We start from the raw sequence: 12,855 nt of genomic DNA on the forward strand, positions 1-12,855 counted from the left end.
CCCTCACTTGACGGTCAGCAGGGTACGAAAGCCCCCGCGATGAACAATGGCGATCAGTACAGGCGCGCCAATCAGGGCCAGAATAACCCCGTTGGGCAGCTCGAACGGCTGGATCAGCCAGCGCGCCAGAATGTCGGCCAACAGCAGAAACAGCATGCCGAACAGGGCGGAGAAACAGACCTGCACCGACAGCTTCACCGGCTCTACCAGTCGGCCACAGTAGGCGGCCAGAAAGCCGACAAAGCCGATGGGGCCGGCGATGGCGATGGCACTGGCGGTAAACAGGGTAGCGGCCAGCAGCACGCCAATTCGCACCCGGTTTGGGCGGATCCCGAGCGCCTGGGCCTGACTGTCCCCCATCTGCATCAGGGTCAGCTGGCGACAGAGCAGCAGGGTGATGACAAACGCCGCCAACACGAAGGGCAGCACGGCTATGATGGCATCGAGATTGGCCGCCGACAGGGAGCCGAGGTTCCAGAAGCGGTACTGCTCCAGCACCATCTTGTTGGAGAGCAGCAGAAAGCTGGAGAGACCGCCGAAGGTGGCGGAGAGCGCCACCCCGACCAGAATTAGCTTCAGCGGATTGGAGCGGCCAATCATCATGCCAAGTCCCAGCACAATAACGTTACCAAGCAGCGCGCCGAAGCCGGCCCAGAGCAGATAACCATAGGCGGACTCCACACCAAACCAGGTGAGCCCCACCACCAGCGCAAAGACGGCCCCGGCGTTGACCCCGAGCAGACCGGGCTCCGCCAGCGGGTTGCGGGTCGCGCTCTGCAACAAGGAGGCCGCCAGAGATAAAGAGGCGCCGACCACCATGGCGCAGAGGGTGCGCGGCAGTCGCAAGGTATTGAGCACCATGGCGAGCTTCTCGTCACTCGCCCAAGGCGCGTAACCCATCAGGTAGCCGAACACCTCGCGGGCACCATAGACGCCCGCACCGGTGGCGAGCGAAAGAGAAAGCAGTATGAACAGGAGGAACAATCCCAGCCAGAACAGAGGGGGGTCTGGTACTTAACCACCCTTTACGACTCCTTGCGTTGGGTCTGACAACATGCAGCCAAACCGACGTGAAAACAGGGCGCTCTTGTGTCAACGGAAATAAAAACGCCGCCCGGACGAATACCCGGACGGCGCAATACTAAATGCAAATCATTTTTATTTGCAAGGGTGAATCAGGTATTCTTTCGCATCCGCTTAATTATCCATCACATCGTGACGGGTCTGATGATAGGCCTCTTCACTCTTGCCCCGGCGCCAGTACGGCACGGCGTAGAGCGACTGGCGATCCACCTCGAGCACGGAGCGAAAATGGCGGCGCAGCGGCAACACCAGCGCCTCTTCTCCACCCAGCCAGAAGAAGCCGCCATCGCGCACCAGCGGCAGAGCAATCACATGCTCCAGCAGGCCGCTGGACTCGGGCTCGCCGACAAACCAGTGACAGCGCACCCCGACCGGCAGCATCAACGGCTGAGCATCGGCCTGATCCGGCACCAGAATCGCAATTTCCCCTCTGGCCTCGGCAGGCATCACCTCACACATCGCCATGATGGCGGGCAAGGCGGTGAGATCCCCTACCAGGCAGTAATGCTCGGCCGATTGCAGCATGGGGTTGGGGCCACCCGGCCCGGAGAGGATCACCTTCTCTCCCGGCTTGGCATGGGTAGCAAAGGCGCTGGCGGGCCCGCCTTCACCGTGCAGCACGAAGTCGATATCAATTTCCTGCTCATCACGGCGAAACGCGCGGATGGTGTAGGTGCGGATCACCGGCTTGTCCGCCGGGTCACTCCAGCGCGGGCCGCTCGGGGTCATTGCAGGCAGCACCGGCTCTACCTGATGGGGCTGGGCCAGCATCACCTTGATATGGGCCCCACCGCAGGTAAAGGGATAGTCAGCCAGTTCGCTGCCACCAAAGGTGATGCGACGCAAATGGGGGGTGACCTGGGTAATGGCTTTGACAGTCAGCAGACGGGGGCGATTGGGAGGCAGAGATGGGGACACGATGGGGCTCCTCGTTGAGTGTGTCGCCCATGCTACACGCAAATAGGAATCACTATCAAATAAGATTATTTCTCGTCTAGTAGCTACAAGCTGGATTCAAACATCCCCAACCACTCGCGTCCACCCCCCAATCCAGAAATAGGCTTTATGCACGCTAGCTCCATGATTGGGCAAAGAAAGCAGCCGGACAACGCCATAGTCACAAAGGGTTCCATTTGCTTATTTCGACCATAGTTTTTCGAGATCAAATTTTATTTCCCAATAAGTTTCCTATCCTTAGTGAAGCAGTTAATGTAAGCACAGGATGCCAAACAGGATTGTATGATGGATGACCAGATCCTGATTATTGATGATGACGATCTCTCCCTCCCCGACGCACAGCAAGCGGGCTGGAAGGTGATGATTGTTGACGATGAGCCTGAAGTGCATCGCATCACCAAAATCACCTTGAACAAATTCGAGTTTGACAATCGCCCCATCGATTTTCTGCATGCCTATTCCGCGGCACAGGCCAAGGAGTTGCTGGCCACCACCCCGGACGTTGCTCTGTTGCTGCTGGACGTGGTGATGGAGGTCGACCACGCCGGCCTCGATGTCGTCAAATATGTCCGTGAAGATCTGCAAAACAAGATGGTACGCATCGTGTTGCGTACCGGCCAACCCGGCCAGGCGCCGGAAGATGACGTGGTCACCAACTACGACATCAACGACTACAAGGATAAAACCGAGCTCACCTCCCAGAAGCTGCGCACCCTGCTGCGGGCCAGCCTGCGATCCTATCGGGATATCCGCACCCTGGAGAGTAACCGTCAGGGGCTGGAAAAAGTCATCGAAGCCTCCAAGGGGATCTTTGAGAAACGGGCCCTGCGCCAGTTTGTCGAAGGCGCCCAGGAGCAGCTCAGCGCCCTGCTCCATCTGGGGGAAACCCAGATATACGACGTCAAGCAATACGCCTATGAGGTGAAGGATCAAGTATTGGAGCCCCTGCTCCCCGGCCATCCCGCCATGCTCCTCACAGAAGCGCCGGAGATCCTGCGCCAGGCTATGAGCAAGCGCAGCAACGTCTATAACGCCACCCAGATGGTGCTCTACTGCCAGAATCCGCGCCACCACCTGCTATTCCACATCGAGACCACCCGCCAGCTCAGCCAGATCGATACCAGTCTGCTGACCCTGTTTACTGAAAACATCATAGTGGCGCTGGAGAATATCCGGCTCAATGAGGTGATCGCCGACAACCAGCGGGAGATCATCTATCGCATCGGCGAACTGGTCGAAACCCGTTCCAAAGAGTCAGGGCTGCACGTCAAGCGGGTCGCGCTCTATACAGAACAGTTCTGCCACCTGATGGGCATGAGCGAAGAGCAGAGCGAGCTGGTGAAACGTGCCTCGCCGCTCCATGACATTGGCAAGGTGGGAATTCCCGATGCCATCTTGCACAAGCCGGGCAAGCTGACACCGGAAGAGTGGGAGATCATGAAAACCCACGCCCAGCTCGGGCAGGATATGCTCTCCGGCAGCGATCTGGCGCTGTTTCAGATTGGTGCCACCATCGCTGGCAATCACCATGAGAAATGGAATGGCAGTGGCTATCCCCGCGGTCTGAAAGGGACGGATATTCCGCTGGAGGGGCGGATTGTGGCGCTGGCTGACGTGTTCGATGCCCTGGGTTCGGATCGCTGCTACAAGAAGGCGTGGCCGCTGGACAAGGTGCTGACCCTGATTGAAGAGGAGAAGGGGCAGCATTTCGACCCCCAGCTGGTCGAGCTGATGATGGCCAATCTGGACAAGTTCCTCGAGATCCGCGAGCAGAACAAGGATGTCTATATCGGCGAACACTGATAGCCAGCATGTTCTGTTTATGAACTAAAAAAACCGCCCTGCTTATCAGGGCGGTTTTCTATATCTGGCATCACGTCACTTCAGAGCGAGAAGTACGAGGGTTACTGCTCTGGCAGATTGAGATCCAGCTTGGCAGCAGGTTGTCCGGCTTGCTGGTTCTCGGCCTGCGCAGCGGCCAGAGCACGCTTCAGGGCACGCCGTTTTTGTATCACCACAAACCCGACCCCACCCAATACCGCCAGCAGCACACCACCACCCGCCAATGCCCAGATCAGCCAGCCCATTTCCTCCTCTGCCGGAGCTTCATGGGTCGCCTCGGCACTGGAGGCCGGTGCGGCGGCCGACACCACCTCTACAGGAGGCGGCGGTGGCGGAAAGACATTGAAGGTTTTCACCGGCAACTCGATTTTCAGCTCACGGCCGAGGCGAGTGGTGCCATAGAGGGTTGCTTTCACCTCATGCTGACCGACCTCCTTGATGTTGGAGAGATCGATATCAAGCTTGGGATCGCTGGCGGTCTCGCTGAACTCGTAGAGGCCGCCCACATTGCTGGTCACACTCCCCTTGACCACCACGGAAGCGGGATCCAGCTCATCACGGTCGATTAGCAGTGAGAGCTTGGCACCCAGCTCATCCGAAGGCGGCGACAAGTTATAGCTGAACGGGTAGGGGTAAAGCAGTACATCCTGATAACGGGCACGGACAAACACCTGATTGCCCGTACTGAACATGGCGCGGTACTTGCCACCGGGAATATCCTGCAGCGTCACTTCCGCCGTCATGATGCCATCGCCTGGCACCTCATCTAGCCCCTTGCCATCATCGCGATAGTGGCCAAGTACTTGATCCAGCACGACCTCTTTCTTATCGGCATCGCTGAACGATTGCAGCTTGACGGTCATGCCAAGATCAGAGAGATAGTATTTATCTTTCGGCGGCTGACCATTGATCAGCAACCACGCCTTGAGCTTGACCACCTCCCCCTGATAGAGCTGCATCGGCAGGGCGGCGATATCGAGTCGGATATCGGAGAGAATGCGCACCCGGTTGTCGGGATCCACCTCGCCAATCGCCTGCCAGGGGCCCGGCATGGGATTGCGCAGGGTAATGAGATCATGCTCCGGCAGCGCCAGCCAACCCACATCGGCAGGTTTGACCTTGCCCACGTAAAGCTTGCTGCCATCGGGGCGAACCAGGATCACCGAGGGGGTGCCCGGCTTGCGCTTGATGATGAAGGTGATCTCCTTCACGCCGTAATCGATGCGAAAGCGGTTATCCAGCAGCGGGATATCAGAAGGGGCAAATACCTCGGTCGCCGTCGCCCCCAGCGAGAGCAACAACAGCAGACCGGCACACCACTTGCTCATTGCCGCCACAAACAACTTCCTCCCTTCTTCTGTACCAGATCCAGTCTCGCTTCGTGCAGGGCCTGAACCTCGGTGCTGGCACGCACCACCTTGAGGGCAGGTCGGTTGCTCTCCAACCGGCGAATGCTGGTGTCCTGATTGTTTTCGTTTTCGTTGCTCTCGGTGGCCAGATTGAGTTTGGTCTGGCCGCCGGTCATCAGCAGGTAGACGTCCGCCAGGATCTCCGCATCGAGCAAAGCCCCGTGCAGGGTACGGTGGGAATTGTCGATACCGTAACGATCGCACAGCACATCCAGGTTGTTGCGCTTGCCGGGGAAGAGATCCCGCGCCATCGCCAGGGTATCTGTGATGGTGCAGATATCCGCCGTCTTGAAGTTGAGTCCGAGCTTGCTGAACTCGTAGTCCATGAAGCTCACGTCAAACGGTGCGTTGTGAGCGATCAGTTCGGCGCCGCGGATGAACTCGAGGAATTCATCGGCAATCTGGCTGAACGACGGTTTGTCACGCAGGAACTCGTCGGTGATACCGTGCACCTGGATCGCTTCCGGGTCGACCAGACGATCAGGCTTGATATAGACGTGATAGTGGTTACCGGTCAGCTTGCGGTTGATCACCTCCACACAGCCGATTTCGATAATGCGGTGCCCCAGATAGACAGGGCCACCCGCCGTATTCATACCTGTGGTTTCAGTATCCAGAATGATCTGGCGATTCAGTTGGGGTGTGTTCATGATCCAATCTATGTCAAACTTCGGCTTTACTTACTCGCTAGTTTACCCCAAGCCTCATGTTAAAACAGATTGATTGCTCATGTTAAAACAGATTGATGTCTATACCGACGGCTCCTGCCTCGGCAATCCGGGCCCGGGTGGTTACGGGGCCGTGATGGTCTACGGCAAGCACCGCAAAGAGATTTCCGCCGGATTCAAGTTGACCACCAATAACCGGATGGAGCTGATGGCCGCCATCATGGGGCTGCGCACCCTCAACGAACCGTGCAAGGTGCGCCTCACCACCGACAGCCAGTATGTCCGCCAGGGGATCACCCAGTGGATCATCGGCTGGAAGAAGAAAGGGTGGATGACCGCCAACCGGCAACCGGTCAAGAACGTCGATCTCTGGAAGGAGCTGGATGCGGAAGTGGGTCGCCACCAGATTGAGTGGCTCTGGGTGAAGGGTCACTCCGGCCACCCGGAGAACGAACGGTGCGACGAGCTGGCCAGAGAGGCCGCCTGCGGCAAGGATCTGGCCGAGGATACCGGCTACCAGCCCTGACGGGCCATTCCCGGTGTGGCGAGGGATTTTGGCAGTTGCCAGCGCCGCCGCACCGGGATCAGTGGAAAGCGCCTTTTACGGGCCGCAATCACGTATACCGATGCAAATGCCCTGCAATAATCCCGCCCGATACTCTCCCGCCACCAACTGTGCCAGCTCTGTTTACCCATAAACGAGTAACCGAAACGCTCGTCGAACATCACCTCGCATCCCAGCAGATGCAGCCAGTCCGTCACCCGCCCCGGGGTGAACATCCGTGCTGACCAAGGCATTCTGCGCCGCAAGAACGGCACACAATGACCGATCCCGACCAGACTCATGGGGTTATAGCCACTGATGATCAGCCAGCCATCGTCGGTCAGCACTCTTTCGGCTTCGCGCAACACCTGGTGGGGATCGGCGGAGAAATCGAGGCAGTGGGCCAGCAGGCAGGCATCGACGCTGCCGGTCCGTACCGGCAGATCGAGGGGGTCGCCATACATGTCGAGCAGCCGCCCGCCGGGGGCGACCCCGATCTGGTGACGAATGGAGGAGCGTTTGCAGGAGAGTTCAGCGCTCAGAGCGCCAATTTTCAGCAGATGATACCCAAACAGATTGGGACACCAGTTGTCGAGCCGATCCTGGATCTCGGCCGCCACCCAGTCCCCCATAGGCAATGCAGACCAGCTGGTCGGGATCTCGATTTGTTGTTCGGTACGTGCCACCTGCATAATAGGGCTCAACTCGGGGTTTCGAACGCCATCCTGTTATATAAGATACCCTCCCTAAAGAGAAGCAGACTCATGTATCCAGTGATCACAGTTCCAGCCTTTAATGACAACTACATCTGGTTGATCCGCCACGAAAATCACTGCCTGGTGGTCGATCCGGGCGATGCGGCCCCCGTGCTGGAGCGGCTCGAGGCAATGGGGCTGGTGCTCGATGCCATCCTGCTGACCCATCACCATCACGACCATGTCGGGGGCGTCACCGACCTGCTTGCCCACTTCCCCCACGCCCGGCTCTATGGCCCCAAACTTGACCCGATGCCGGATCACCACGGTCAGTGGCTGGAAGATGGCGATCAGATCAACTGGCACGGCCTCGCCCTCGAGGTGATCCATGTGCCCGGGCACACTCGCGGCCACATCGCCTACCACGGCAACGGCATGCTGTTTTGTGGCGATACCCTCTTCTCGGCCGGTTGTGGCCGCCTGTTTGAAGGGACGCCGGAGCAGATGTACCACTCGCTGCAACGACTCGCCGCCCTGCCCGATGAGACACTCATTTATTGTGCCCACGAGTACACCCTCTCAAACCTGCGTTTTGCTTATGCGGTCGAGCCGGACAACCCGGCGATCCGCCGCCAGATCGGGCTGATCAGCAAACTACGGCAACAAGGGCTGCCAAGCCTGCCAACCCGGCTGGGTGACGAACGCACTTTCAACATTTTTCTGCGCTGCGAACAGGATTCAGTGAAATTTTCTGCTGAAAAACATGGACTAAAATGCGTGGAAAATCCGGTAGATACCTTCACCATCCTGCGTCAGTGGAAGGACGTTTTTTGAACAAACCTTGATCAGGGGGCCATTGCCCCTTATGATGCGGGCTGTTTTTCCTAAAAATGACCGGAACGAGATGAAGGTACGAACGGCCTTATTGGCAGCGCTGTTGCTCAGCGGCTGCCAAAACCTGAGCCATCAGGATGACCGGGCGCTAACGGCAATCGAGCCGATCAAGTCCCCCCAGGTCAAGAAAAAAGCGCATAAAAAACACTCTTCCCATTTCCTGTTTGGCGATGAACAGCTGGACGAAATGGAAGATACGGACAATCTGTGGGTGCGTATCAGCGATGATATGCAACTGGAAACTCCGGACAATCCGCCCATCCGCCAGCAACGTGAGTGGCTGTTGCGCAATGATAAGCATCTGGCGACCATTGCCAGCCGGGCTGAACCCTACCTCTATCTGATGGTAGAGGAGATTGAACGGCGTGAGCTGCCAATGGAGCTTATTACTGTCCCGATGATCGAGAGCATGTTTGATCCCCATGCCCGATCCCGCAGCAATGCCGTCGGACTCTGGCAGTTTGTGCCAGCGACAGGCAGAAACTTCGGTCTGCGCCACGACAACTGGTATGACGGACGGCGCGATGTGCTGGCCTCCACCAATGCGGCGCTCGACTATCTGGAGTACCTGAACCGCTTCTTTGACGGTGACTGGCTGCAAACGCTGGCCGCCTACAATGCCGGTGAAGGACGGGTGCGCAACGCCATCCAGCGTAACCAGCGCGCAGGCAAGCCGACCGACTACTGGTCGCTCGATCTGCCCCGCGAAACCCGGATGTATGTGCCCAAGATCCTCGCCATGGCTGACATGATCAGCAATGCGGACAAGTACAATATCCAGTTGCCGGTGCTCGCCAACGAGCCGAAGCTGCGAGTGGTGGAGACCGGCAGCCAGATCGATCTGAATGTGGCCGCCCAACTGGCAGGTCTGCGCACCTCACAGCTCAAGGAGGTCAATCCGGCCCTGAGCCGTGGCGTGATGTCGCCCCGTGGCCCTTACCGCCTGCTGGTACCGGTAGAATATGCCGATACCCTGGAGCTGGCACTGGCCGATCTGCCCAAGAGCGAGCGTATTCGTACCCGCTCCTATCAGGTCACCAGTGGCGATACCCTGTCGCGCATCGCCCAGAATCATGGCGTCAGCGTGAACGAGCTGAAGCTGGCCAACAATCTGCGCAGCAACAACCTGCGTCGCGGTCAGCAACTGGTGATCCCGACCCACGGTCAGGTCAGCAGCAAGGCCAGCTCTGCCAGCAAACCGCAGCAGTTGGCAAGCCGTGGCAGCAGCCAGAAGGCCAAGGTCAGTTACAAGGTGCGCTCGGGTGACAACCTGTGGAGCATCAGCCAGGCACACGGCGTCTCCCACGAAGAGCTCGCCAGGTGGAATGGTCTGACTGCCAAGTCGGCGCTCAAGCCAGGCATGAAGCTGGTGGTCTATCCCAAGCAAGGGAAGAAGAGCGACAAATCGATGGTGTATCAGGTTCGCCGTGGCGACTCCATCTCTTCCATCGCAGCTCGCTTCCAGGTGGCCATCAACGATGTGATGCGCTGGAATCAGCTGGATAAAGGGGATTACCTCAAGCCCGGTCAGGAGCTGACCCTGTTTGTGAAGAACAACAGCTAAGCCACACCACTTGAACCCGATAAAAAACGGGGCCAGTCATCTGACTGGCCCCGTTTTTTATTACTGCGGCTAACCGCTGCTGTGTCTGAGCCACCGACTAAAACAATGGCTTGGCGCCGCCTGCGGATGCATCACCGCTCTGCAGGCAAAACTATCACCGCTATTCCCAGAGCCTTGTCGGCACCACCATCAGCACGGTGCGCTGGCCGATCGCCACATTGGCATTGGGGAAGACCACCGCCTCACGCGGCTTCTCGACCGTGTAGCGCAGCTCGCCATCCTCGGCCAGCACGAACCCTTGCGGGAACTCGGTGAAGTTGTCGACATCGCTGGTGAACAGGAAGCGAAAGTCCGCCGATTTTTTGGTGATCACCCGATCGATGGCAAACAGGGTGAAATCATCCGCCCGCCACGGCTCCAGTGCAACCTCATCCTGAGTGACCAGCTCCTGCAGCGCCTGACGGGTTTCGATAAAGCGGGTCATGTCGTTCTCACCAAACGGGCGCACCTTGCCCAGCTCCACCGTAAAGGCGTGGGCACCATGCTGGCGGGAGCTGTAGTAGCTGAAGGTCGTGGTCGGGCTGGCGGAGAGCAGAATAGTACGCACCCCGCAGGCACCGAGGAACTGCACCTGCTCGCGGCAGTGGGGCCGCTCGTGGGGGAAGGGGTAGACGGCGAACTTCTCGTGGCGCGAACCGCGAATGGCGGTGTGCAGATCGTAGTGGTAACGAGGACGAGCCGGATCGGCAAAGAAGCGGCTCACATACTGCTCGAGACGCATGGCACGGATCCGCTCCCGATTGCAGAGTCCCTCCCCCTTGCTGTGGGCGCCGGAGAAGAGCCGGTTCATGTTCTCCTCCACCTCCCGCAGCCCCAGATTCATCGCCGCCGGATTGCCAAACAGGAACAGCACCCGATGACGGGCGCTCAGCTCGCCTGAAAGCAGACGGCTCAGCAGCTGGTTGCAAATCTCGATGGGGGCTGTCTCGTTGCCGTGAATACCGCAGGAGAGGACGATATCCTTGCGTCCTCCCGGCTGGTCGCCCGCGCCACTGGCAGGCTCCAGACAGAGCACGCCCGTATCCCAGACGCTGACCCGTGCACCATCGGGCAGGGCAAATTCAAAGGGCTCAAGCTGCCACTCATGGCTGCGGGTCAAGGCCAAAAAATCGTGCTGGGGAATCATCCGTCTCACCCTCTCGCTCTGGAATACTATGGCCGGATTATACGCAAGGCATCGCGGCTTAAAATCGTTTTTTAAACAAATTCAAACATTAACGATACAAGTGTGATAACAATCGAACGATGACAGCAATGACGGTAGCGATATGGAATAAAGAGGAGAGGAAAAAGGATTAACGTAAAACGGGGAGAGATAAAACAGACAGTGACAGACTTGGCGGCTGGTCCCCACAGGGGCAGAGCAGCAAGCGACTCAGCAGAAAAACAAGGCATCCATGCCCGGTTGATTAACCACGCCAGAACGGCTTGGTGGTCTCTTGATAACGGTCAGCTTCGTTCAGGCCGATGTCTTTGAGCAGGTACTCAGGCAGTTCGGAGAGCTGGCGACGGCTGCGGCTGCGCTCCAGCCAGGTCAGAACGGTCATTTTAACGCGAGCAGCCAGATTCAATTGGCTGGAATGCTGGTAACCGGTTTCGGTATAAGTCATGTTGGCCATGATGTGGCTCCTCTGAATATTTGTTTACGCACTGGGCTTTATTTGATGCGCAAAGCTTAGTCAGGGAGCAGGGCCGACTCAATTGACGAATTTTGATACGTTACATTAGGAAAACTAATAGTAAAAAACTGACTGATACAATTTTAATGCCTTGATTTATAAAGAATAATTAAGTCACTATTCGACCATCAACGGCCCGCAGCATATTGTGCTGCATGGCACCCATCTATATATGCATTTTACTGCTTTACATATGCAGGGATGGACAGGGTGTGAACAGCTGGCAACAGCGGAGTTACACGTGATTGTTAATTTAATGATCTTGTGGCGATCTTTATTTAACACCCTGAAACATAAATAAAACCATCACCACATCCCCATTCAGAGGCGCACATTGCCCCCTCCTCAAAGTGCCTCTTGGCACTCCAACCGCATGCTGGTATGTTTATTTATACAGTAGTTTTGCTACCCGCAGCGATGTCATACCTGATGTCGTCAACAGCGGGTCAGACCACAGGATCATCGATGGATACCTTTACCCCGACCGCCGCCCTGCGTCAACAGATGGCCGCCATTGAAGCCGCTCTCAACCAGCTGGCCGATCTGCTTTGCCAGCTCGACCTGCAGGAGGCTCATGTCTATCCCCTCCCCCCGGTTGCACAGGGGGAAGAGCACGACCCGATCGAGCAAATTGAGGTGGGCTATCTCAACGGTGAAGCCGCGCTGGCGGCCACCCTCGCCGCCTATCGGGACCACAGCGCCCGTCCCGGTTGTTCCACCAAGGCGACTCATCGGCTGCCCGGCTGGTTGCGCTTTCCTGCCGCCGCAGCCCCCTTGCTGCAACCGCTGATCGACCAAATCAACCAGCACAAACTCGATTTCAAGGCGCTGGTGCAGCAGGCGGGGGGACGGGACGAGAAGTTCGAGCTGGTACATACTGCCCTGCCCGGCGTGATCACCCTGCAGGTCTACCGCAAGCTGACCCTGTTGACAGGTGAGCTGCAATCCCTCGGCTTTACCTGGGCTGACAAGCAGACCATCAATCGCCTCAGTCGCGAGCAGGTGCTTGAGATGCTGGAGCGCAGCCGCCGCTACATACCGGCCCTCTCCAACAACGAGGAGTGGAGCAAGATGGTGGATCAGGAGGTGTACGACATTCGCCGTCTGCCCGCCGATGCCGAGCTGCGGATCCGCCGCCCGGTCAAGACCCACCCGATGATCAACCTGCTCTGGCTGGAGCGCACCCCGCGCAAGCAGCAGATCAAGGCGAGCCTGCCTCTGCTGCTCTGCTCGGATACCCCGCCTGCAGTCACCCATCTGGGCAACTACCCCCCCAAGAGCCGGCAGGCGCGGCGAGATCGCAAGATTGGCGGCGAGCCCATCATCGAGCGGCTGCACCTCTATCTCTATCAGGGGTGACTGGATCAGAAATAGCTGGATCAGGGATAGCTGGGCCGCCTTGCCGCGATAAACGAGTACCCCATATCTGCGTCCCAAACGAGAAAGGGGAGAACATCTCT

12 protein-coding genes are annotated in these 12,855 nt (G+C 57.9%); 5 read left to right on the top strand and 7 right to left on the bottom strand.

Annotated elements, in window-relative coordinates; genetic code table 11:
- Positions 1 to 3: 3 nt before the first annotated feature.
- Positions 4 to 999 (bottom strand): FecCD family ABC transporter permease, encoded by a 996-nt coding sequence (locus tag ACTG2J_RS14045; protein ID WP_289813596.1) that lies wholly within the window; start codon positions 997 to 999, stop codon positions 4 to 6.
- A gap of 198 nt (positions 1,000 to 1,197) precedes the next feature.
- A complete protein-coding gene (locus tag ACTG2J_RS14050) occupies positions 1,198 to 2,001 on the bottom strand; it encodes a siderophore-interacting protein (RefSeq protein WP_252655536.1) in 804 nt (267 codons plus the stop codon).
- Between the two features lie 324 nt (positions 2,002 to 2,325).
- On the opposite strand from ACTG2J_RS14050, the gene ACTG2J_RS14055 reads away from it, so the two are divergent.
- Positions 2,326 to 3,843: an HD domain-containing phosphohydrolase gene (locus ACTG2J_RS14055; protein ID WP_021231227.1), complete on the top strand. Its 1,518-nt coding sequence runs from the start codon at positions 2,326 to 2,328 to the stop codon at positions 3,841 to 3,843.
- 101 nt (positions 3,844 to 3,944) lie between these two features.
- Here the strand turns inward: ACTG2J_RS14055 and ACTG2J_RS14060 are convergent, their stop codons facing one another.
- The gene (locus ACTG2J_RS14060; protein WP_031227836.1) at positions 3,945 to 5,210 is read right to left on the bottom strand and encodes a TIGR03503 family protein; all 1,266 of its coding nucleotides are present in this window, start codon (positions 5,208 to 5,210) and stop codon (positions 3,945 to 3,947) included.
- Entirely contained in the window at positions 5,207 to 5,941 is a 735-nt protein-coding gene (gene dnaQ / locus ACTG2J_RS14065; protein WP_021231229.1) for a DNA polymerase III subunit epsilon, read from the bottom strand. Before dnaQ ends, ACTG2J_RS14060 begins: the two co-directional genes overlap by 4 nt.
- A gap of 79 nt (positions 5,942 to 6,020) precedes the next feature.
- On the opposite strand from dnaQ, the gene rnhA reads away from it, so the two are divergent.
- The gene (gene rnhA / locus ACTG2J_RS14070; protein ID WP_005353268.1) at positions 6,021 to 6,485 is read left to right on the top strand and encodes a ribonuclease HI; all 465 of its coding nucleotides are present in this window, start codon (positions 6,021 to 6,023) and stop codon (positions 6,483 to 6,485) included.
- Here the strand turns inward: rnhA and ACTG2J_RS14075 are convergent.
- Positions 6,473 to 7,195 (bottom strand): methyltransferase domain-containing protein, encoded by a 723-nt coding sequence (locus tag ACTG2J_RS14075; RefSeq protein ID WP_005361718.1) that lies wholly within the window; start codon positions 7,193 to 7,195, stop codon positions 6,473 to 6,475. The genes rnhA and ACTG2J_RS14075 overlap by 13 nt on opposite strands.
- Positions 7,196 to 7,267: 72 nt before the next feature.
- On the opposite strand from ACTG2J_RS14075, the gene gloB reads away from it, so the two are divergent.
- Together gloB and ACTG2J_RS14085 are read left to right on the top strand one after the other, a co-directional pair.
- Positions 7,268 to 8,032 carry a hydroxyacylglutathione hydrolase gene (gene gloB, locus ACTG2J_RS14080; RefSeq protein WP_139741345.1) on the top strand — a complete coding sequence of 255 codons (765 nt, stop codon included), beginning with the start codon at positions 7,268 to 7,270 and terminating at the stop codon, positions 8,030 to 8,032.
- Between the two features lie 70 nt (positions 8,033 to 8,102).
- Positions 8,103 to 9,656, top strand: a complete 1,554-nt coding sequence (locus ACTG2J_RS14085) for a LysM peptidoglycan-binding domain-containing protein (RefSeq protein ID WP_439997615.1) — start codon at positions 8,103 to 8,105, stop codon at positions 9,654 to 9,656.
- A gap of 160 nt (positions 9,657 to 9,816) precedes the next feature.
- Here ACTG2J_RS14085 and astE read toward each other — a convergent pair whose 3' ends face one another.
- Entirely contained in the window at positions 9,817 to 10,842 is a 1,026-nt protein-coding gene (gene astE / locus ACTG2J_RS14090) for a succinylglutamate desuccinylase (RefSeq protein ID WP_439997616.1), read from the bottom strand.
- A 283-nt stretch (positions 10,843 to 11,125) separates the two neighbouring features.
- Positions 11,126 to 11,335 (bottom strand): DUF1127 domain-containing protein, encoded by a 210-nt coding sequence (locus ACTG2J_RS14095; protein ID WP_042083987.1) that lies wholly within the window; start codon positions 11,333 to 11,335, stop codon positions 11,126 to 11,128.
- A 525-nt stretch (positions 11,336 to 11,860) separates the two neighbouring features.
- Here ACTG2J_RS14095 and ACTG2J_RS14100 point away from each other — a divergent pair.
- Entirely contained in the window at positions 11,861 to 12,754 is an 894-nt protein-coding gene (locus ACTG2J_RS14100) for a DNA replication terminus site-binding protein (RefSeq protein ID WP_439997617.1), read from the top strand.
- Positions 12,755 to 12,855: the final 101 nt, after the last annotated feature.

Origin of the sequence: Aeromonas sp. 6P (assembly GCF_051919525.1) — a bacterium.
GTDB lineage: Bacteria > Pseudomonadota > Gammaproteobacteria > Enterobacterales > Aeromonadaceae > Aeromonas > Aeromonas veronii.

Coding starts and splice junctions, on each gene's coding strand:
- ACTG2J_RS14055 (WP_021231227.1), top strand. CDS start 2,326: ATGGATGACCAGATCCTGATTATTGATGATGACGATCTCTCCCTCCCC.
- ACTG2J_RS14060 (WP_031227836.1), bottom strand. CDS start 5,210: ATGAGCAAGTGGTGTGCCGGTCTGCTGTTGTTGCTCTCGCTGGGGGCG.
- dnaQ (WP_021231229.1), bottom strand. CDS start 5,941: ATGAACACACCCCAACTGAATCGCCAGATCATTCTGGATACTGAAACC.
- rnhA (WP_005353268.1), top strand. CDS start 6,021: ATGTTAAAACAGATTGATGTCTATACCGACGGCTCCTGCCTCGGCAAT.
- ACTG2J_RS14075 (WP_005361718.1), bottom strand. CDS start 7,195: ATGCAGGTGGCACGTACCGAACAACAAATCGAGATCCCGACCAGCTGG.
- gloB (WP_139741345.1), top strand. CDS start 7,268: ATGTATCCAGTGATCACAGTTCCAGCCTTTAATGACAACTACATCTGG.
- ACTG2J_RS14085 (WP_439997615.1), top strand. CDS start 8,103: ATGAAGGTACGAACGGCCTTATTGGCAGCGCTGTTGCTCAGCGGCTGC.
- astE (WP_439997616.1), bottom strand. CDS start 10,842: ATGATTCCCCAGCACGATTTTTTGGCCTTGACCCGCAGCCATGAGTGG.
- ACTG2J_RS14095 (WP_042083987.1), bottom strand. CDS start 11,335: ATGGCCAACATGACTTATACCGAAACCGGTTACCAGCATTCCAGCCAA.
- ACTG2J_RS14100 (WP_439997617.1), top strand. CDS start 11,861: ATGGATACCTTTACCCCGACCGCCGCCCTGCGTCAACAGATGGCCGCC.